We start from the raw sequence: 19633 nt of genomic DNA, 5'->3' as shown, positions 1-19633 counted from the left end.
GCGGCGATGCTAGCCGGCATTAGCATGGCGCCCTGTTTCGTCTGCCCTCGCCATGCCATCCACTACCGAGTCTTCCACCCATCGCGCGGCCTATGCGCCGCCTCCCAGCAGCCTGCCGCGCCGGCTGCGGCGCGTGCTGTCGCTGCATGATTTCGAGGCCGCCGCGCAGCGCCACCTGCCGCGGCCCTTGTTTGGCTATATCGCCGGCGCGGCCGAGGACAACATGGCGCGCACGGCCAACCGCCAGGCCTTTGCCGCGCACGCGTTTCGCACGCGGGTGATGGTGGACGTGTCGCAGCGCAGCCAGGCCGTCACGCTGTTTGGCAAGCGCTATGCCTCGCCCTTTGGCGTGGCGCCGGTGGGCATCAGCGCGCTGTCGGCCTATCGCGGCGACCTGGTGCTGGCGCAGGCGGCGCAGGGCGCGGGCGTGCCGGCGATCATGAGCGGCTCGTCGCTGATCCGCATGGAGGACGTGGCCCAGGCCGCGCCGGGCACCTGGTTCCAGGCCTACCTGCCAGGCAAGCGCGAGCGCATCAGCGCACTGATAGACCGCGTGGCTGCGGCCGGCTTCGAGACGCTGGTGCTGACGGTGGACATCCCCGTCTGGGCCAACCGCGAGAACAACGTGCGCACCGGCTTCTCTACCCCGCTGCGGCCCAGCCTGCGGCTGGCCTGGGACGGGCTGACGCACCCGCGCTGGCTGCTGGGCACCTTTGCGCGCACGCTGCTGGCGCACGGCATGCCGCACTTCGAAAACTCCTTTGCCGAGCGCGGCGCACCAGTGGTGTCGGCACGCGCGGTGCGCGACACCACCGGCCGCGACCACCTCGACTGGAGCGACGTGGCCGCCATCCGCAAACGCTGGCAGGGCCCGCTGGTCATCAAGGGCATCCTGCACCCGGACGACGCGCGGCTGGCGCTGCAGCACGGCGCCGACGGCGTGATCGTCTCCAACCACGGCGGGCGCCAGCTGGACGGTGCCGCCGCGCCGCTGCGCGTGCTGCCGTCCATCGTCGATGCGGTGGGCGCGCGCATGCCGGTGATGCTCGACAGCGGCGTGCGCCGTGGCGGCGATGTGCTCAAGGCGCTGGCGCTGGGCGCGGCCTGCGTGTTTGTGGGCCGGCCCTTCATGTACGCCGCCGCCGTGGGCGGCCGCGCCGGCGTAGACCACGCCATGGACCTGCTGCGCGCCGAGGTGGACCGCGACCTGGCCATGCTGGGCCTGGCCGATGTCGCGGCACTGGATGCGAGCTGCTTGCTATCTAATTAGTAGCTAATAGCCCAGGCAGGGCCTTGGCAAAAGGCATATTTCTTCAAAATTCCTGACGCACAGGCGTCCCTGCCGGACGGCCACCACAAGGTGCTCGCCCTAGACTGCCGGCTGCGCTTGCCGTGCCCGTCAAGCTATGCTATTAATAGCTATCAGCCCAGGCAGCTATTGGGCTGAAGCCATATTTGACCCATACAACCTGGAGAAACTTGCGATGGCCATCTGGCAAAAACCCCTGAGCCTCGAGATCCTGCGCGCCCACCACGCCGACACCGCGCCCGAACTGCTGGGCATGGAGTTTCTGGAGGTGGGCGATGACTTCATCCGTGGCCGCGTACCGGTGGACAAGCGCACGCGCCAGCCCTACGGCATCCTGCACGGCGGCGTGTCGGTGGTGCTGGCGGAAACGCTGGGCTCTTGCGGCGCGGCCTACAGCAGCCCGGAAGGCCACCGCGCCGTGGGCCTGGACATCAACGCCAACCACATCCGCTCCGCCAGCGAGGGCTGGGTGACCGGTACCGCGCGGCCGGTGCACATTGGCCGCACCACGCAGGTCTGGCAGATCGACATGGTGAATGACGCGGGGCAGTTGACCTGCGTGTCGCGCATCACGATGGCGGTATTGGCTCCTCGCTGAGGGCCGTACTGTTCCAGTAGCTCCGTTCGCCCTGAGCCGGTCGTTGGGCTGCTAGGTACGGGCCCAGGCTTCGACAAGCTCAGCCCGAACGGGGGGCGAATCAAGCCAAGCGCCGCGCCCCACGCGCATCGCGCTCGGCCGCACCAGCGCGCAGCAGCGGCACCAGCGCGCGGCCATAGTCATCGGCGTCGGTGCGCGGGTCAAAGCCGCGGAACAGGAAGTTGTGCACGCCCAGGTCGTAATAGGCCAATAGCGCCGCGCTCACCTGCTCGGGCGTGCCGACGATGGCGGTGGTGTTGCCCGGTGCATTGGTGGCGCTGGCCACGCCCATGAATAGGCGCTCGTCCAGCACCTCGCCCTTCTTGACCAAGGCCAGCAGGCGGCGCGAGCCCTCGTTCTCTGCCTGCGGCGGTGGCACGTGGCCGCCAAACACGGGCGACTTGGCGCTCCACAGGCCGACCTCGCGCGTGCGCTCGGCGATCTCGCGGGCGCGCTGCCAGGCCAGCGCCTCGGTGTCGTCGACGATGACGCGGATCGAGATGCTGAAGCCCGGGTCGCGGCCCCGGGGCACGGCGGCGGCGCGCACGCGGGCGATCAGCTCGCGCGTGCCCTCCAGCGTCTCGCCCCACAGCGCGTACAGATCGGCATGCCGCGCCGCCACGCGGATGGCGGCATCCGACGCGCCGCCAAAGCTGATCGGGATGGCCGGCTGCTGCAGCGGCTTTAGCTCAGAGAACGCGCCGGCCACGCGGTAATGCTGCCCCTGGTAGTCGATAGGCGCCGGGCTGCGCCAGATGCGGCGCACGATGTCCAAAAACTCATCCGTGCGCTCGTAGCGCTGGTCGTGGTCTAAAAAATCGCCGTCGCGCTGCTGCTCGGCATCGCGGCCGCCAGTAACCACGTGCAGTAGCAGGCGCCCGCCGGTGAAGTGGTCCAACGTGGCGAGCTTGCGCGCGGCCAGTGTCGGCGCAACAAAGCCGGGCCGGTGCGCCAGCAGAAACTTGAGCCGCTCGGTAACGCCTGCGGCGCGCGCGGCGGTCAGAAAGTTGTCGGCCCAGCCCGCGTTGTGCGGCAGCAGCACGCCATCGAAGCCGGCCGCTTCATGGGCACGGGCCACGCGCTCGATGTGGGCAATGTCAAAGGCCGGGCCCTCGGCCGGAATGGTCTCGGAGAACAGCCGGGGGTAGAGCGTGCCGAAGAGCGATAGCGTCATGGATGTACCTTGCGGAGAAAGTCAGGCCTGGATGCCGGCACGCGCGATCACCTGGTTGTTCACCGCGATCTCGGACTTGAGCAACTGCGTGATCTGCGCCTGGGATAGAGGCGCGATCTCCACGCCCAGCGCCTTCAGCTCAGCCACCACCGCCGCATCGCGTGCCAGCGCGTCGTAGGCCTGCAGCAGCGCTTGCACCACGGCCGGCGGCGTGTGCGCCGGCACGGCGGCCAGGAAGAAATTGGTGGCCTCCCAGCGCGGCACGCCGGCCGCGTCGATGGCCGGCACGCCGGGCAGGTCAGGCGCCGAGCTGGCACCCGAATAGGCCAGGCCGCGCAGCTTGCCGGCGCGCACATAGGGCGCGGCCAAAGGGTCCAGCACCAGTTGCACGTGGCCGGCCACCGCATCGTTGAGCGCGGGTGCCGAGCCACGGTAGGGCACGTGCACGATGTCAATGCCGGTGCGCAGCCGCAGGTACTCGCCCGCGATATGGCCGCCGGTGCCATTGCCCGCCGTGCCGTAGTTGATGCGGCCCGGGTTGCGGCGCGCGTAGTCCAGAAACTCTGCCAGCGTGGTGGCCGGCACCGAAGGGTGTACCGCCAACACGAAGCGGATATGGCCCAGGAAGCCCACCGGCACCAGGTCAGCCAGCGGGTCATAGGAAGCCCCCAGCACCTGTGGCGCCGAGGTGAGGTTGCCGCTGGAGGCGTTGAGCAGCGTGTAGCCGTCGGCCGCGCCCTGCGCCACGGCCGCCGTGCCCAGCGTGCCGCCGGCACCGCCGCGGTTGTCCACCACCACCGGCTGGCCCAGCAAGGCCGACAGCCTGCGGCCGGCCACGCGGGCCACCAGGTCGTTGGTGCCACCGGGCGGGTAGGGCGACACCAGGTGCAGCGCGCGCTCTGGATAGGCCTGGGCGTGGGCCGCGCCCCAGGGGCTTGCGGCGATGGCGCCGCCGGCCGCGCCCACGGTGAAGAGAAAACGGCGGCGGCTGCGATGGTGGATCATGGTGCGGCCCATTCTGGGAAGCAGCGCCACCGCCGGCAACGAAGAAGGCCGCATGAGTTCATGCAGGCGCCAAGCAAGCCACGGAACGCGCATGCTTATGCGCAAATCTTCGTAGCCCGCAGCAGCCTGCGGCCGATATGGTCGCGCGCTTATTGCCCCTTGATCGCCTCGCCATGTCCGATACCGCCGTCGCCGAACCGCTTGCCACCCAACCCACCGTGGCTGCCCCCGCCATCAACGCCAGCACCCTGCAGCAGTGGCTGCAGGACGGCGGCGAGATCGCCCTGCTGGACGTGCGCGAGCATGGCCAGTACGGTGAAGGCCACCCCTTCTTCGCGGTGCATCTGCCCTACAGCCGGCTGGAGCTGGAAGCGCCGCGCCTGGTGCCGCGTGCCAGCACGCGCACCGTGGTGTTCGACGATGCGGCCTCGCCCGGCGTGGCGGCGCGCGCGGCAGCGCGGCTGGCCGCGCTCGGCTACAGCCAGGTGTCGGTGCTGGCCGGCGGCGCAGAGGCCTGGGCCGCCACCGGGCGCGCGCTGTTCCAGGGCGTGAACCTGCCAAGCAAGACCTTTGGCGAGCAGGTGGAGCACGCCTTCGACGTACCCCACATCAGTGCCCAGGAGCTGGCCGCGCGCCTGCAAAGCGGCGAGCCGCTGGTGCTGCTGGATGGCCGCACGCTGGAAGAGCACCACAAGATGACCATCCCGGGCGCGATCCCCGTGCCCAACGGCGAGCTGGCCCTGCGCTGGCGTGCGCTGGTGCCTGACGCCACCACGCCCGTGGTGGTGCACTGCGCCGGCCGCACGCGCAGCATCATCGGCGCGCAGATCCTGCGTGACCTGGGCCTGCCCAACCCGGTGCTGGCACTGGAGAACGGCACCCAGGGCTGGGCCCTGGCCGGCCTGGCGCTGGAGCGCGGCAGCAAACGCACGCTGCCCGCCGCCCCCGACGCCGCGCAACAAGACACGGCCCGCGCCGACGCCCAGGCCTTTGCCCAGCGCAGCGGCGTGCCAGTGCTGAGCGTTGCCGCCGCGCAGGCCTGGCTGGATGACGCCGCACGCAATACCTTTGTCTTCGACGTGCGCACCGCTGGTGAATTCACCGCCGGCAGCCTGCCCGGCGCGCGCCATGCGCCCGGCGGCCAGCTGCTGCAGGCGGCCGACCTGCAGTTGGCCGTGCGCGGCGCGCGCGTGCTGCTGCTGGACGACGAGGGCATCCGCGCGCCCGTGGTGGCCGCCTGGCTGCAGCGCCTGGGGCTGGAGGCCGCCGTGGTCGAAGGCGGCACCCGGGCTGCGCTGCGCGTGCCCCGCACGCCCGCATTGCCGCTGCCGCCGGCCGTGCCTGAGCGCACGGCTGAAGAGTTGTCCACGCTGCGCCAGGCGCCGGGCCGCCAGCCGCTGGTGATAGACCTGCGGCCGTCCCAGCTCTACCGCCACCGCCATGCGCGCGGCGCCGCCTGGTCGATCCGCCCGCGCCTGGTGGCCGACGTGCGCGCCGCCACGCAGGGTGACCACCTGCGCCCGGTGCTGTTGCTGGCCACGGAAGAAGCCGTGGCCCGCCTGGCCGCGCAAGACCTGCGCGAGGCCGGCTGGCAGTCGCTGGCCTGGGCCCCGGCCGCCGCCACCGAGCCCGCCGGCTGGCCACAAGAGTCGACACCGAACCTGCCCACCGACCACGACGCGATCGACTACCTGTTCTTTGTGCACGACCGGCACGACGGCAACCTGGACGCGGCGCGCCGCTATCTGGAATGGGAAACCGGCCTGCTGGCCCAGTGCGCGCCAGAGGAACTGGCGGTGTTCCGCCTGCCCGCCGCAGCACATATCGATATCTGAAAGCCTTCCTTGTAGGGGTGTAGGGGGCGCGGGAAGATGCGCCCCTTTCTTCGTTTCAGTCTGATTCCATGCAGCCAGCGCACCTCTTTCGCCCCGCCCACCGTATTGCCGCCGCACTCGCAGCCGCGTTGTGCCTGGCAGGCGGTACCGCCCATGCCGACGCCACGCTGGAGCGCATCCACCAACGCAGCAAGGTAGTCATTGGCGTGCTCGCCAATGGTGGCCCGTTCGGCTCGATAGACCCGGCCACGCAGCAACTGGTGGGTTGGAACCCCGAGCTGGCGCGCGACCTGGCCAAGCGCCTGGGCGTGGAGGCCGAGCTGGTGCAGGTGCAGCCGGCCAACCGCGTGCAGTTTCTGCAGTCGGGCAAGGTCGATCTGCTGATCGCATCGATGGAATACAACGCCGACCGCGGCGAGATCCTGGGCTATGCGCCCACGCCCTTCTACCGCGTGGGCGGCACGGCGGCCGTGCTGAAGACCAGCGGCATCACCAAGTGGGAAGACCTGCGTGGCAAGACGGTGTGCGCCTCGCAGGGCAGCAGCTTTGTGAAGCCCTTGCAGGAGCAGTACGGCGCGCAGGTGCGCGGCTTCAAGACCTCGGCCGAATCGCTGCTGGCGCTGCGCGGCAACAACTGCGTGGCCGCCGTGCATGACGCCACGCTGATCCACCCGCTGCTGCGCGGCAATGCGGAATGGGCGGCCTACGCGGCACCGATTGCGGACGAGATCGCACCCGCGCCCTCGGTGGTCTGGGCCCGCAAGGGCGAGGCCGACACCATCGCCGCAGTGGACAAGGTGGTGCAGCAATGGCACCGCAGCGGCTGGCTGATCGACACCGAGAAGCGCCTGGGCATCACGCCGGCGCAGCCGCTGCTGCCTGAGCTGCAAGCCAAGTTCAAGGCCGCAGCGTCCTGATCCGCTGACAGGGCGCGCTGCGCCCTTTTCTTTTTGTTCTCAAAGGCCGCCCGTGCGTGGCCGGGGAGTGCTTTTGCCATGAGATTCCGTTCCTTCATACCGCTGCTGTCGGCCCTGGCCTTGCTGGCCGCCGGTGCCGCCCATGCCGACGCCACGCTCGACAAGATCAAGCAGCGCGGCAAGATCGCCGTTGGCATCGACGGGCCCAACCCGCCCTTTGGCTACCTGGACACTGCCACCGGCAAGACCGCGGGCTACCAGACCGACCTGGCCAGCGACATCGCCAAGCGCCTGGGCGTGCAGCTGGAGACGGTGCCCGTCACCGCCGCCACGCGCGTGCAGTTTCTGCAGGCCGGCAAGGTCGATCTGCTGATCGCCAACATCCAGTGGACACAAGAGCGCAGCGAGATCCTGAGCTTTGCGCCCACGCCCTATGACCTGATTGGCGGCGCAGCCATGGTCGCCAAATCCAGCGGCATCACCAAGTGGGAAGACCTGCGCGGCAAGGTGGCCTGCGTGTCGCAGGGCAGCAACTTTGCGCGGCCGCTGCAGGAGACCTATGGCGCCATCGTCAAGGGCCTGCGCGGCATCCCCGAATCGCTGCTGGCGCTCAAGGGCGGCACCTGCGCCGCCTCGGTGCACATCCAGCCCGCGCTCTACCAGACGCTGCACGGCCCAAGCGCCGGCGAGTGGAAGGACTACGCCTTGGCCACGCAAGACCAGTTGATCCCCTCACCCACCGTGGTCTGGACGCGCCGTGGCGAGGCCGACACCGTGGCCTTCGTCGACAAGGCGATCCAGGACTGGCACCGCTCCGGCCTGCTGCTGGCCGCCGCGCGCAAGTACGGCATCCCGGACGCCTACATCCAATCCGGCAACCAGAAGGCGCAGCAAGGCCAGTTTGACCGCGCGCCCTTCGAGCAAGACAAGCCATGACCACAAAGCCCACCCTCATGTCCCGCGCCTCTGTACGCGCTCTGCTGCTTGCCGGCCTGGCGCTGGCCGGCGCCAGCGCCCATGCCGACGCCACGCTGGACAAGATCCAGCAGCGCGGCAAGCTCATCGTCGGCGTGATCCTGTCGGGCCCGCCCTTTGGCACCATCGACCCGGTCACGCAGAAGCACATTGGCTACAACGTGGAGCTGTCCGAAGGCGTGGCCAAGGGCCTGGGCGTGGCGCTGGAAACCATCCAGGTGCAGCCCTCCAACCGCGTGCAGTTTCTGCAGCAGGGCAAGGTCGACATCCTGATCGCCAACATGCAGTGGACGCAGGAGCGCAGCGAGATCCTGTCCTTCGTGCCCACGCCGTTTGAAGAAGTTGGCGGTGCGGCCATCGCCCGCAAAGGCAGCGGCATCAGCAAGTGGGAAGACGTGAAGGGCAAGGCCGTCTGCGTATCGCAGGGCAGCAACTTCACGCGGCCGCTGGCCGAGCAATACGGCGCGCAGATCAAGGCCTTCCGTGGCCAGCCCGAGTCGCTGCTGGCCCTGAAGGGCAGCAACTGCGTGGCCGCCGTGCACGTGAGCCCCACGCTGCGCGAGCTGGTGGCCGAGAACGCCGACTGGAAGGACTACGAGATCGTCTCGCCCACCGACCTGATCCCATCGCCTTCGGTGATCTGGGTGCGCAAGGGCGAGGCCGACACCCAGGCCGCAATCGACAAGATCGTGCAGAACTGGCACCGCACCGGCTGGCTGATCGAGGTCGAGAAAAAGAACGGCATGACGCCCACGCCGCTGCTGCACCAGTTGCACGACAAGTTCAAGAAGAGCCCGGCATGAACACCGCCACCGCATCGCTGCCGGCACAGCAGCACGCACACGCCGCGCCTTTTCTGGAGCAGCTGCGCGCCATCCTGGGCGCAGCCCATGTGCTGACCGGCGACGATGCGGCGGGCTACCTCACCGACCAGCACCGCCGCCTGACCGGCCGCGCGCTGGCCGTGGCGCGCCCGGCCGACACCGCGCAGGTGGCGCAGGTGGTGCGCCTGTGCCGCGAGCATCGCGTGCCCATCGTGCCGCAGGGCGGCAACACCGGCCTGGCCGGCGCAGCCACGCCCGATGCCAGCGGGCAAGCGCTGCTGCTGTCGCTGACACGGCTGAACCGGGTGCGCGCCATCGATACCGACAACGACACCATCACGGTCGAGGCCGGCAGCGTGCTGGCCCATGTGCAGCAGGCCGCGCGCGATGCCGGGCGGCTGTTTCCCTTGAGCCTGGGCTCTGAAGGCAGTTGCACCATAGGCGGCAACCTGGGCACCAACGCCGGCGGCACGCAGGTGCTGCGCTACGGCAATGCACGCGAGCTGACGCTGGGCCTGGAAGTGGTCACGGCCGAGGGCGAAGTCTGGGAATCCCTGAGCGGCCTGCGCAAGGACAACACCGGCTATGCGCTGCGCGACCTCTACATCGGCAGCGAAGGCACGCTGGGCATCATCACCGCGGCCACGCTCAAGCTCTACCCGCTGCCTGCGGTGCAGCACACGGCGCTGCTGGCCTTTGGCTGCATACGCGATGCGATTGCCTTCTTGTCGCAGGCGCGCACCGGCTTTGGCGCGGGGCTGACGGCCTTCGAGCTGCTGTCCGATACCGCGCTGGGCCTGATCGCGCAGCACGTGCCAGAGCAACCCATTCCGCTGAAAGAGCTGAACTACCCCTGGTATGCGCTGATAGAGCTGTCTGACAGCGAAGGCGAAGCCCATGCGCGCGAACGCTTCGAGGCCGTGGTGGGCAGCGCCTTTGAAGACGGCCTGGTGGCCGATGCCGCGATTGCCGAGAGCCTGCAGCAAAGCCAGGCGCTCTGGCGCCTGCGCGACGAAGCGCTGGGCGAGGCACAGCGGCGCGACGGCCGCAATGTGAAGCACGACATCTCGGTGCCGATATCGCGCATTCCAGATTTTCTGCGCGCCACGGCGGCGGCGCTGGAGGCGCGCTTTCCCGGTGTGCGGCCAGTGGCCTTTGGCCACCTGGGCGACGGCAACCTGCACTACAACGTATCGCACCCCGTGGGCCAGACGCCAAGCGCGGTGTTTGCGGTAGAGGACGCGATCCACGAAGTGGTCTACGACAGCGTGCAACTGCATGGCGGCTCGATCAGCGCCGAGCACGGCATAGGCCAGACCAAGCGCGACCTGCTGCCGCGCTACAAGAGCCCGGTGGCGCTGGGCCTGATGCAGCGCATCAAGCAGGCGCTGGACCCGCTGGACCTGCTCAACCCCGACAAGGTATTGCAGCACCCGCTGCGCTGGAAGGATTTCCCATGACCCAGGCCACGCCACCCGCCGCATTCCCGCTCTCGCAGCGCGTGCGCCGCGTCAAGCTCTCGCCCAATGCCGCCGCCAGCGCACGCGCGGCCGCGCTTGCCGCGCAGGGCCGCGACGTGCTCACGCTGACCTCGGGCGAGCCCGACTTCGACACGCCCGAGGCCATCAAGCAGGCCGCCATCGCGGCCCTGGCGCGCGGCGAGACCAAGTACACCGGCACGCCCGGCACGGCCGAGCTGCGCCGCGCCATCAGCGCCAAGTACGCACGCGAGAACCAGTTGGACTACACGCCCGCGCAGGTCATCGTCTCCAACGGCGGCAAGCAGGTGATCTTCAATGCCTTCGCCGCCACGCTGGATGCGGGCGACGAGGTGCTGCTGCCCGCGCCCTACTGGCCCTCGTTCCCGGATGCGGTCGCGGTCAACGACGGCACGCCGGTGATCCTGCCCTGCACCGAGGCCACGGGCTTCAAGCTCACCGCCGCAGCGCTGGAGGCAGCCATCACGCCGCGCACGCGCTGGCTGGTGCTGAACACGCCCAGCAACCCCACCGGCGCCGTGTATTCGCGCGACGAACTGGCCGCGCTGGCCGCCGTGCTGCGCCGCCACCCGCAGGTGCTGGTGCTGCTGGACGAGCTGTACGAGCACATCTGGTTCACGCCCGAAGCGCCCGCGCACTGGCTGCACGTGGCGCCTGATCTGAAAGAGCGCACGCTGCTGGTCAACGGCGCCTCCAAAACCTATGCCATGACCGGCTGGCGCATTGGCTACGGCGTGGGGCCGGCAGCGCTGGTGCAGGCCATGACGGTGATCCAGTCGCAGGTGTCCTCGGGTGCCAACTCGATCGGCCAGGCCGCCGTGACGGCGGCGCTGAATGCGCCCGACCAGTCCTTTGTGGCCCAGGCACGCGCCGCCTATGCGCGACGCGCCAGCTTCATTACCGAGGCTTTCAACGCCATCCCCGGCATCACGCTGCTGCCGCCGGAAGGCGCCTTCTTTGCCTATGCCAACTGCGGCGCGCTGATCGGCCGCGTGCGGCCAGACGGCCAGGTGATTGCGTCGGACACCGATGTGGTCGACTGGCTGCTCGAAGCCGAAGGCGTGGCCGCAGTGGACGGGCCTTCTTACGGGCTGTCGCCCTACTTCCGCATCTCGATTGCCGCGAGCGACGCCGTGCTGGCCGATGCCGCCACCCGTATTGCCCGCGCGGTCGCGGCGCTGCGGCCCGCCGTGGCGGTGGCCGAGCCGGCGCTGGAGGCCGCTGGATGAGCGAGGGTGTTCTGCCGCAACTGGTGGCGGCGTTCAAGCATGTGGGGCTGAACTACGCCTTCGTGCTCGACATCTCCGAGCGCCAGGCCTTTGCGCATGGCTTGCTCGTGACGCTGCAACTGTGCCTGCTGACGATTCCCGGCAGCCTGGCCGCTGGCGTGCTGTTGGCCGGGCTGCTGACCTCGGGCCGGCCCTGGCTGGCGCAGCCGGCGCGCGCCTTTGTCGAGGTCACGCGCAACACGCCCACGCTGGTGCAGCTCTACTGCGCCTTCCTAGTGCTGAACATGCTGATCACCCAGCAACTGCAGACGCACGGCGGCGGCAACCCGCTCACGCCTTTTGTGTGGGTGGTGATCGTGGTGTCGCTGCACAAAGGCGTGTTCCATGCCGAGGCATTGCGTGCCGGCATCGAGGCCGTGCCGCAGGTGACGCTGGAGGCGGCGCGCTCGCTCGGCTTCTCGCGCCGCCAGTTGCTGTGGCGCGTGGAGCTGCCGCTGGCGCTGCGCTTTGCCCTGCCCTCGCTGGTCAACAACGTGGTGGACCTGGTGAAGATGACCGCCGTGGCCTCGGCCATTGCGGTGGGCGACGTGACCTATGAATCCATCATGATCTGGACGCAGCGCGACAACGTGCTGGAGCTGCTGCTGCTGATCCTGCTGTACTTCGGCCTGCTGACCTGGCTTGTGAGCTGGGCCGGACGCTGGCTGGAAACCCGTTTGAGGATGCCCGGCTATGGCCAGTGATGCCCTTCTTGCCGCACCGCCGCGCACAGCGCCAGGCGCCGGCCTGCTGCGCGCGCTGCGCAACCCCTGGAGCCTGGGCGCGTTGGCCGTGCTGGCGCTGCTGGTCTTCTGGACCAGCACCGGCAGCACGCCTGCGGCCTTTGTCTACCTCTGGACCTGGACGCCCGCTCTGCTGCGCGGCCTGCTGGCCAATATCGAGATCAGCGTGCTGGCCGTGGCGCTGGGCACGGTCGTGGGCCTGGTGGTGGGCGCGCTGTCGCTTTCGCCCTCGCGCGCGCTGCGCAATGCCACGCGCTGGTATGTGCAGGCGTTTCGCAATGCGCCCATCCTGGTGCTGATCTACTTCACCACCTACGTCTTCCCGTTCGAGGTGCACCTGGTGTCCTGGACCTTCCCGTTCCCCGACTGGATCAAGGTGGTGCTGGGCCTGGCCCTGCCCACCAGCGCCAACGTGGCCGAGATCTTTCGCGGCGCGATCCAGTCCATCCCCAGCGCGCAGTGGGAAGCCTCGCAGTCGCTGGCGTTCCGCCGCACGCAGATCTTCCGGCTGATCGTGCTGCCGCAGTGCGTGCGGCGCATGCTGCCGCCGTGGATGAACCTGTACGCCAGCATCACCATGAGCACCTCGCTGGCCTCGCTGGTGGGCGTGCACGACGTGGTCGATACCGCGCAGATCGCCAGCAACACCGTGGCGCGCACCGACTTCACCATCCTTGTCTACTTCACGCTGCTGGCGCTCTTCTTCGCCTACTGCTACCCCATCGCCCGCGCCACCCGCGCCCTGGAGCGACGCCATGAACGCCACTGAATCCTTTCTGCGCACCGCGCCCCCCGCCGCCGCCATCGAAGCACCGCTGGTGCAACTGCGCGACGTGCATCTGTCCTTTGGCGCCAACGCCGTGTTGAAGGGCATAGACGTAGAGGTGCGGCGCGGCCAGGCCGTGTCCATCATCGGGCCCTCGGGCTCGGGCAAGTCCACCATCCTGCGCTGCATCACCGGCCTGCTGCGGCCGCAGCGCGGCGAGATCCGTGTGGGCGACACAAGGGTCGATGCGCTGCGCACCGAAGCCGAGCTGATCGCCCTGCGCAAGCGCGTGGGTTTTGTGTTCCAGCAGTACAACCTGTTCCCGCACCTGACGGTGCTGGAGAACCTGGTGATCGCCCCCACCCGCGTGGTGGGCCGCCCGCGCGCCGAAGCCGAGCGCGAGGCGCGCGCGCTGCTCGACAAGGTGCGCCTGTCGCATAAAGAAAAGGCTTACCCGGGCGAGCTGTCTGGCGGCCAGCAGCAGCGCGTGGCGATTGCCCGCGCGCTGGCCATGCGGCCCGAGCTGATCCTGTTCGACGAGGTGACCTCCGCGCTCGACCCAGAAACCGTGGGCGAGGTGCTGACCGTTATCCGCGACCTGGTGAAGGACGGCATGACCTGCGTGCTGGTCACGCACGAGATGCGCTTTGCCGAAGAGGTGAGCGACAGCGTGTACTTCACCGAGGCCGGCCGCATCGTCGAGCACGGGCCGCCAGCGCACATCTTTGGCGCACCGCAAAGCGAGCGCACGCGCGAATTTTTGCAGCGTGCGCTGGGCGATGGCGGGCGGGCTGCGCGTGCCACGCCGACCTTCGGCCCCGTCCCCTTGGAGCTCAACCGTTTTTCCTATTGATGGATACGGCTCTGCAATCAAAGATGGAAACCGTTCGCCTTGAGCTTGTCGAAAGGCTCTCCTGAGCCTGTCGAAGGAGCCCTGGCTTCGATCCTTCGACAGGCTCAGGACAGGCCAAGCTCAGCCCGAACGGATTATTCCGAACGCCCGCAACTTGGTATGACAACAACCCTCACGAGACCCACCATGACCACCACCGCAGACACCCGCCGCGCCGCCGTCACCACCGCCCTCGCCGACATCCGCCAACTGGCCGCCGGCACCCCCGACCGCGCCGTACTGGCCGCCATCACCGCGCGGCTGGAGCAGCTCGCCACCGAGCGCGCGCTGTTCACCCGCGCCGACTTCCCGCCGCCGGCAGAGAACGCGGGCGTGGGCGCATCCACCCGCTACCGGCTCAACCCGGATGACGCCGACACCGACATCGCGCTCTACCTGAACTCGATCAACCCGGGCAAGACCACCATCCCGCACAACCATGACACCTGGGCCGTGATCGTGGCGGTGGAAGGGCAGGAAGAGAACCGCGTCTACCGCCGCACCGACGACGGCAGCAACCCGGCCGTGGCGCAACTGGAAGTGGCGCGTGAACTCACCGTGCAGCCCGGCACCTCGATCGCCTTCCTGCCCGATGACCTGCACAGCATCCACGTGGTGGGCAGCGAGCCCACGCTGCACTTTCACCTCTATGGCCGCCCGCTGGAGACACTCACCGGCCGCATCGGCGTGAACCTGGAAACCGGCGAGGTGGTGAACTACAACGCCACGCAGTTCAAGCCGAGCAAGGTGGCGGCATGACGGGCGCAGCAACACGTTTGCTGCATGCCGGCAGCCCGGCTCTGCGCGATGGCTCGGGCCCGGTCAACGTGCCCGTGGTGCGTACCAGCACGGTGCGCTTTGCCGACATGCAGACCTATGACGACTACCACCATCGCCGCGTGGCCGGCGAGCGCGTGGCCTCTTACGGCCGCCACGGCCTGGACACGCACCGCGCGCTGGAAGACGCCATTACCGGGCTCGAAGGCGGCCACCGCGCCTTCCTCGCGCCCTCGGGCCTGGCGGCGATCACGCTGGTGTTGATCGCGCTGCTGTCCCCGGGCGATCACGCGCTGGTGGCCGACAGCGTCTACTCGCCGGTGCGGCGCGTGGACCAGACCTTGCTGCAGCGCCTGGGCATCACGCTCGAATACTTCTCACCCACGCAAGACGACCTGGCCGCCAGGATCCGGCCGCAGACCAAGCTGGTCTACCTCGAATCGCCCAGCTCGCTGCTGTACGAGGTACTTGACCTGCCCAAGCTCAGCGCCATTGCCCGCGCACACGGCGTGCCGGTGGCGGCTGACAACACCTGGAGCGGCGGCTGGTTCTACCAACCGCTGGCGCTGGGCGCCAACATCTCGATCCAGGCCGCGACCAAGTACATCTCCGGCCACTCGGACCTGATGCAGGGCATCGTCGTGGTCGACAGCCCGGCGCTGGCGGCCAAGCTGTCCACTGCCTACGAGGCGCTGGGCCTGTCCATCGGTGCAGACGACGCCTACCTGGCGCTGCGCGGCGTGCGCACGCTGCCGGTGCGCCTGGCCCAGCACCAGCGCCACGCCACGCAGGTGGCGCAGTACCTGCAGCGCCACGCCCAGGTGCAGCGCGTGTTCTACCCCGCGCTGCCCGAGGACCCTGGCCATGCGTTGTGGAAACGCGACTTCAGCGGCGCCAGCGGCCTGGTGTCCTTTGCCTTCGAAGACGACGACGTGGCCGCCGCGCACGCCTTTGTCGATGCGCTGCAGTACTTCGGCATTGGCGCCTCCTGGGGCGGCTACGAAAGCCTGGCGCTGATCGCCGCGCCGGCGCGGCTGCAAGAGCACAGCTACTGGAGCAGCAGCGCGCCGGTGGTGCGCCTGCATATCGGGCTGGAAGATCCGGTGGATCTGATTGCGGACCTGGAGCAGGCGTTTGCGCGCGTGCAGGCACCCGAGCGGCTGGCAGCCGCATAAGGATATGCGCGCTTCTTCGTGGCGGCACCCAGGCGGCGGCCCCAGCATGGGGCATCGTCACTCACCTGCAAACGCCATGTACCAGCCTCGTCTGACCGCTCTCTGCGCCCTGCTGGGAGCGGCTCTTTGCCCGCTGGCCGCCCACGCCACCAACGGCTATTTCTCACACGGCTACGGCGCCAAGAGCCAGGGCCAGGCCGGCGTGGGCATCGCCTGGGGGCAGGACGCGCTGGCCGCCGCCACCAACCCCGCCAATACCGCGCTCGTGGGCGACCGCCTCGACGTGGGGCTGAACTGGTTCGTGCCGCGCCGCAGCGCTGATATCCAGGGCAACGCCTTTGGCCCCGATGAACACTACAGCGGCGACGGCAAGAAGAATTTCTTCATCCCCGAGTTCGGTGTCACACGCCAACTCGATGGCCGCTGGGCCGTGGGCCTGGCCGCTTACGGCAACGGCGGCCTGAACACCGACTACGGCCGCAACCCCTACGCGCGCTTTGGCGCCACGGGCGAGGCCGGCGTGAACCTGGAGCAGCTCTTCATCACGCCCTCGGTGGCCTGGAAGGCGAACGAGAACCACAGCTTCGGCGTGGGCTTGAACCTGGCCTACCAGCGCTTCTCCGCCAAGGGCCTGGGCGTGTTCTCTGGCTTTTCCTCCGACCCGGCGCACGTGAGCGACCAAGGCACGGACTCCAGCCTGGGCGCGGGTATCCGCCTGGGCTGGACGGGCAAGGTAGCGCCCGACGTCACGCTGGGCGCCACCTGGGCCTCCAAGGTGCGCGGCAAGTTTGACGACTACCGGGGCCTTTTCGCCAACGGCGGCCGCTTCGACGTGCCCGAGAACTACGGCGTGGGCGCGGCCTGGCGCCCCAGCAGCGCCTGGACGCTGGGCGCCGATGTGCAGCGCATTCGCTACGGCCAGGTGGCCGCCGTGGGCAACCCGCTGGGCCCGCTGCTGCAGGGCGTGCCGCTGGGCGCGGCGGGCGGCCCGGGCTTTGGCTGGCGCGACATCACCGTGCTCAAGCTCGGCGCGGCCTACCAGGTCTCGTCCGCGCTCACGCTGCGCGGCGGCATCAGCCACTCGGGCCAGCCGGTGCCGTCGAGCCAGACCTTCCTCAACATCCTGGCGCCGGGCGTGGTGCAAAACCACCTGACGCTGGGCGCGAGCTGGAAGACGGCCAGCGGCCTGGAGGTGAACGGCTTCCTCGCCCATGCCTTCGGCCGCTCGGTGAACGGCAATGGCTCCATTCCGGCGGGCAACCCACCCGGTGGCTTTGGCGGCGGCAACGCAAACGTGCGGCTGAAGGAAACCATTCTTGGCATCTCGTTTGGCTGGGCGCTCTGAGTTCGCCACCCGCCGGCACGGCATGCGCCTTCACGCCCCTCGGCCTGGCAGGCCGGCCAGCTAGCCAGCCAGCAACCAGTCGCGCGCGGAAGCCAGCACTACGCCCGCTGGCAGCTCCAGCACCGGCGGCATGTCGAGCGCGATCAACAGCCGCTCGGCCTGTGGGTACTCGGCGTGTGCGTCGCCCAATGCGCGCAGTTCACGGGCGCGGGTGTCGGCACTGTCCAGGCTGGCGCAGACCTGCACCAGTTGCTGGCGGCCGTCGGCAAAGCGGGCCAAAAAATCGACCTCAAAGCCGCTGGCAGTGTGTACATAGGCCAGCTCGGCGCCACGGCGCTCCAGTTCCAGGGCCACGGCGGTTTCCAGCGCATGGCCGGTGTGGGCCCGGCCCGAGCGGTCGAACACAGGGATCAGGCCCATGTCCACCGGATAGGCCTTGCGCGGGTTGACGCGGCGGCGCTGCTCGGATTCGGTGGCAATGCCGATGCTGCGCAGCAGGAAGGCGTCCTCCAGGTGCGCCAGGTAGGCGTGCAAGGTCTCCTTGCCGACCGCGATGTTCTGCGACTTGAGGTCTGCGTGGAACTTGTTGATGCTGAAGCTGCCGCCCGCGTTGCCCAGCAACTGGCGCACCATCCAGCGCAGCACCAACGGCTGCGACACCGCGTGGCGCTCGACCACGTCGCGCAACAGCACCACGTCTACATAGCCATTCAGCAGCGCGGTGCGGTTGCGGGCATCAAGGCCTTGCGCCTCGGGGAAACCGCCCTGCGTCAGGTAGCCCTGCAATGCCTTGTCCAGGGCCGAGCGCGCGCCCTTGTCCAGGCGCTCCACCGGCCGGTCAGGCTCCTGCCCCGCGTGGCGCAGGCTTTCACGAAAGCTGAAGGGCCGCACGACGGCCTCCATGGCACGGCCGCGCATGCTGCTGGCCACCTCACGCGACAACAGCCGCGCGGAGGAGCCCGAGAGGAATAGATCGATCTGCTCGGTCTCCAGCAGGCGGCGCGCAAACACCTCCCAGCCAGGCACCAGCTGGATTTCGTCCAGAAAGAAACTGGCGCGCCGGCCGCTGCGCCGCCATTCGGGTTGCAGGCGGAAGTATTCGTCCACCAGCACATCCAAACCGGCTGTTGGCATACCCGCCAGCCGCTCGTCCTCGAAGCTGAAGTACAGCAGCCCTTCGCGCGGCATGCCCGCGGCCAGGCGGTCCGCCAGGATCTGCCACAACAAGCTGGTCTTGCCCGCCCGCCGCATGCCGATGACCGCCAGCGCCTTGCCAGGCACGGCCGGCAGCCAGACATCGCGGCGCGTGAGCGCGGGCGGGGCGCTGGCCAGGCTGTCGATGATCTTTTGCCGGATCAGGGGGCGGTATTGCTCTTCCATAAGAGTCTTTATGGCATGAAATCAGACTTTTAAAAAGTATGAATTTAAAGTCATTCAGACTTTCAAGCCACAGCCATGAACGCGATAACTATTAAAAATATAGCTAAAAGCCCAGACTGCATAAGGTCTAAAGGCCAATTTCCACCCTATTCATCACCCGACCCGCATCCAGCACCTCTTGCGTCACCTCCGCCGCCAGAAAATCCAGCACCGCCCGCACCCGCGCCGGTAGCCGCCCGGGCTTGCCCAGGTAGACGGCGTGGATCGGTTCCCGCACGCCGGGGTTGAGGTCTTCCAGCACGGGGACCAGGCGGCCCTCGTCCATGTCGGGGCGCACGTGGTAGTGCGACAGGCGCGCCAGCCCCACGCCTTCCAGCGCCAGGCGGCGCAGGGTTTCGCCGTCGGCGGCGCGCACGCTGCCTTCGATGGGGATGGCCTCGATGCGGCCGGCGATGCGCAGCGGCCAGTCGGGCATGTTGCGGCGGTAGCTGGAGCCCAGGCGCTGGTGCGCCAGCAGCTCTTGCAGATTGCGCGGCGTGCCGTGGCGCGCCAGGTAGGCGGGCGCGCCGACGATGGACAGCGCCGTGTCGCCCAGTCGCCGCGCCACCAGGTCCGAGGCCGGCAGCGCGCCCCAGCGGATGGCGATGTCGGTGCGCTCGTCCATCAGGTCGACCACGCGGTCGGTCAGGGCGATGTCCAGCGCCACCTGCGGGTACAGCGCCAGAAAGCGCGGCAGCAGCGGCAGCAGCAGGCGGTGGCCAAAGGACACGCTGGAGTTGATGCTGACCCGGCCACGCGGCGCGGCGCTGGCGGTCACGCAGCGCTCAGCCTCGTCCATGTCGGCCAGCACGCGCACGCTGTGCTCGAAGAACTGCTGGCCCTCGGGCGTGAGCTGCAGCTTGCGCGTGGAACGGTGCACTAGCTGCGTGGCCAGCCGCGCCTCCAGGCGCCCGACCAGCTTGCTGACGGCCGAGGGCGTCATCTCCAGCGCGCGCGCCGCGGCCGAGAAGCCGCCGCGCTCGACGATCTGCACAAAGACTTCCATCTCACCAGAGCGGTTGATGTCGGGACGGGGCATGGGACGCCTCCAGGTTGTGAATTCAATTCACGAA

Annotated in this window: 18 protein-coding genes; 14 read left to right on the top strand and 4 right to left on the bottom strand. The window is 68.9% G+C overall.

Annotated features, from left to right (window positions below):
* The first annotated feature begins 52 nt into the window (after window positions 1–52).
* Window positions 53–1270, top strand: coding sequence for an alpha-hydroxy acid oxidase (locus AAFF27_01180; GenBank protein ID XAH23828.1), 1218 nt, complete (start codon window positions 53–55; stop codon window positions 1268–1270).
* A gap of 214 nt (window positions 1271–1484) precedes the next feature.
* The gene (locus AAFF27_01175; protein XAH23827.1) at window positions 1485–1907 is read left to right on the top strand and encodes a hotdog fold thioesterase; all 423 of its coding nucleotides are present in this window, start codon (window positions 1485–1487) and stop codon (window positions 1905–1907) included.
* A 100-nt stretch (window positions 1908–2007) separates the two neighbouring features.
* Here the strand turns inward: AAFF27_01175 and AAFF27_01170 are convergent, their stop codons facing one another.
* Both AAFF27_01170 and AAFF27_01165 read right to left on the bottom strand, forming a co-directional pair.
* Window positions 2008–3120 carry an LLM class flavin-dependent oxidoreductase gene (locus tag AAFF27_01170; GenBank protein ID XAH23826.1) on the bottom strand — a complete coding sequence of 371 codons (1113 nt, stop codon included), beginning with the start codon at window positions 3118–3120 and terminating at the stop codon, window positions 2008–2010.
* Between the two features lie 21 nt (window positions 3121–3141).
* Window positions 3142–4125, bottom strand: coding sequence for a tripartite tricarboxylate transporter substrate-binding protein (locus AAFF27_01165; GenBank protein ID XAH23825.1), 984 nt, complete (start codon window positions 4123–4125; stop codon window positions 3142–3144).
* Window positions 4126–4298: 173 nt separating this feature from the next.
* Between AAFF27_01165 and AAFF27_01160 the strand changes: the two genes are divergently transcribed.
* The 12 genes from AAFF27_01160 (at window position 4299) to AAFF27_01105 (ending at window position 17141) form a co-directional block, all read left to right on the top strand.
* Window positions 4299–5960 (top strand): rhodanese-like domain-containing protein, encoded by a 1662-nt coding sequence (locus AAFF27_01160; protein ID XAH23824.1) that lies wholly within the window; start codon window positions 4299–4301, stop codon window positions 5958–5960.
* Between the two features lie 68 nt (window positions 5961–6028).
* Entirely contained in the window at window positions 6029–6877 is an 849-nt protein-coding gene (locus AAFF27_01155; protein ID XAH23823.1) for a transporter substrate-binding domain-containing protein, read from the top strand.
* Between the two features lie 78 nt (window positions 6878–6955).
* Complete coding sequence (locus tag AAFF27_01150; protein ID XAH23822.1) at window positions 6956–7813, top strand: transporter substrate-binding domain-containing protein; 858 nt, start codon at window positions 6956–6958, stop codon at window positions 7811–7813.
* Between the two features lie 17 nt (window positions 7814–7830).
* Window positions 7831–8655, top strand: coding sequence for a transporter substrate-binding domain-containing protein (locus tag AAFF27_01145; protein XAH26355.1), 825 nt, complete (start codon window positions 7831–7833; stop codon window positions 8653–8655).
* Window positions 8652–10136 carry an FAD-binding oxidoreductase gene (locus AAFF27_01140; GenBank protein XAH23821.1) on the top strand — a complete coding sequence of 495 codons (1485 nt, stop codon included), beginning with the start codon at window positions 8652–8654 and terminating at the stop codon, window positions 10134–10136. The genes AAFF27_01145 and AAFF27_01140 overlap by 4 nt, the downstream gene beginning before the upstream one ends.
* Entirely contained in the window at window positions 10133–11404 is a 1272-nt protein-coding gene (locus AAFF27_01135) for an aminotransferase class I/II-fold pyridoxal phosphate-dependent enzyme (protein ID XAH23820.1), read from the top strand. Before AAFF27_01140 ends, AAFF27_01135 begins: the two co-directional genes overlap by 4 nt.
* On the top strand, window positions 11401–12147 hold the full coding sequence (locus AAFF27_01130; GenBank protein XAH23819.1) for an amino acid ABC transporter permease: 747 nt from the start codon (window positions 11401–11403) through the stop codon (window positions 12145–12147). The genes AAFF27_01135 and AAFF27_01130 overlap by 4 nt, the downstream gene beginning before the upstream one ends.
* Window positions 12137–12955 carry an amino acid ABC transporter permease gene (locus tag AAFF27_01125; protein XAH23818.1) on the top strand — a complete coding sequence of 273 codons (819 nt, stop codon included), beginning with the start codon at window positions 12137–12139 and terminating at the stop codon, window positions 12953–12955. Before AAFF27_01130 ends, AAFF27_01125 begins: the two co-directional genes overlap by 11 nt.
* The gene (locus AAFF27_01120) at window positions 12942–13805 is read left to right on the top strand and encodes an amino acid ABC transporter ATP-binding protein (protein XAH23817.1); all 864 of its coding nucleotides are present in this window, start codon (window positions 12942–12944) and stop codon (window positions 13803–13805) included. Before AAFF27_01125 ends, AAFF27_01120 begins: the two co-directional genes overlap by 14 nt.
* A 159-nt stretch (window positions 13806–13964) precedes the next feature.
* Window positions 13965–14603 (top strand): cysteine dioxygenase family protein, encoded by a 639-nt coding sequence (locus tag AAFF27_01115; protein XAH23816.1) that lies wholly within the window; start codon window positions 13965–13967, stop codon window positions 14601–14603.
* Complete coding sequence (gene metC, locus AAFF27_01110) at window positions 14600–15796, top strand: cystathionine beta-lyase (protein ID XAH23815.1); 1197 nt, start codon at window positions 14600–14602, stop codon at window positions 15794–15796. Before AAFF27_01115 ends, metC begins: the two co-directional genes overlap by 4 nt.
* A gap of 76 nt (window positions 15797–15872) precedes the next feature.
* Window positions 15873–17141, top strand: coding sequence for an outer membrane protein transport protein (locus AAFF27_01105; GenBank protein ID XAH23814.1), 1269 nt, complete (start codon window positions 15873–15875; stop codon window positions 17139–17141).
* 60 nt (window positions 17142–17201) lie between these two features.
* Here AAFF27_01105 and AAFF27_01100 read toward each other — a convergent pair whose 3' ends face one another.
* A complete protein-coding gene (locus tag AAFF27_01100; GenBank protein XAH23813.1) occupies window positions 17202–18521 on the bottom strand; it encodes an ATP-binding protein in 1320 nt (439 codons plus the stop codon).
* Window positions 18522–18648: 127 nt separating this feature from the next.
* A complete protein-coding gene (locus tag AAFF27_01095) occupies window positions 18649–19599 on the bottom strand; it encodes a LysR family transcriptional regulator (protein XAH23812.1) in 951 nt (316 codons plus the stop codon).
* Window positions 19600–19633 lie beyond the last annotated feature (34 nt).

Origin of the sequence: Xylophilus sp. GW821-FHT01B05, assembly GCA_038961845.1 — a bacterium.
Lineage (GTDB): Bacteria > Pseudomonadota > Gammaproteobacteria > Burkholderiales > Burkholderiaceae_C > Xylophilus.
Note: the sequence above shows the minus strand (reverse complement) of the source record. Positions and strands in the feature narration are given on the sequence as shown.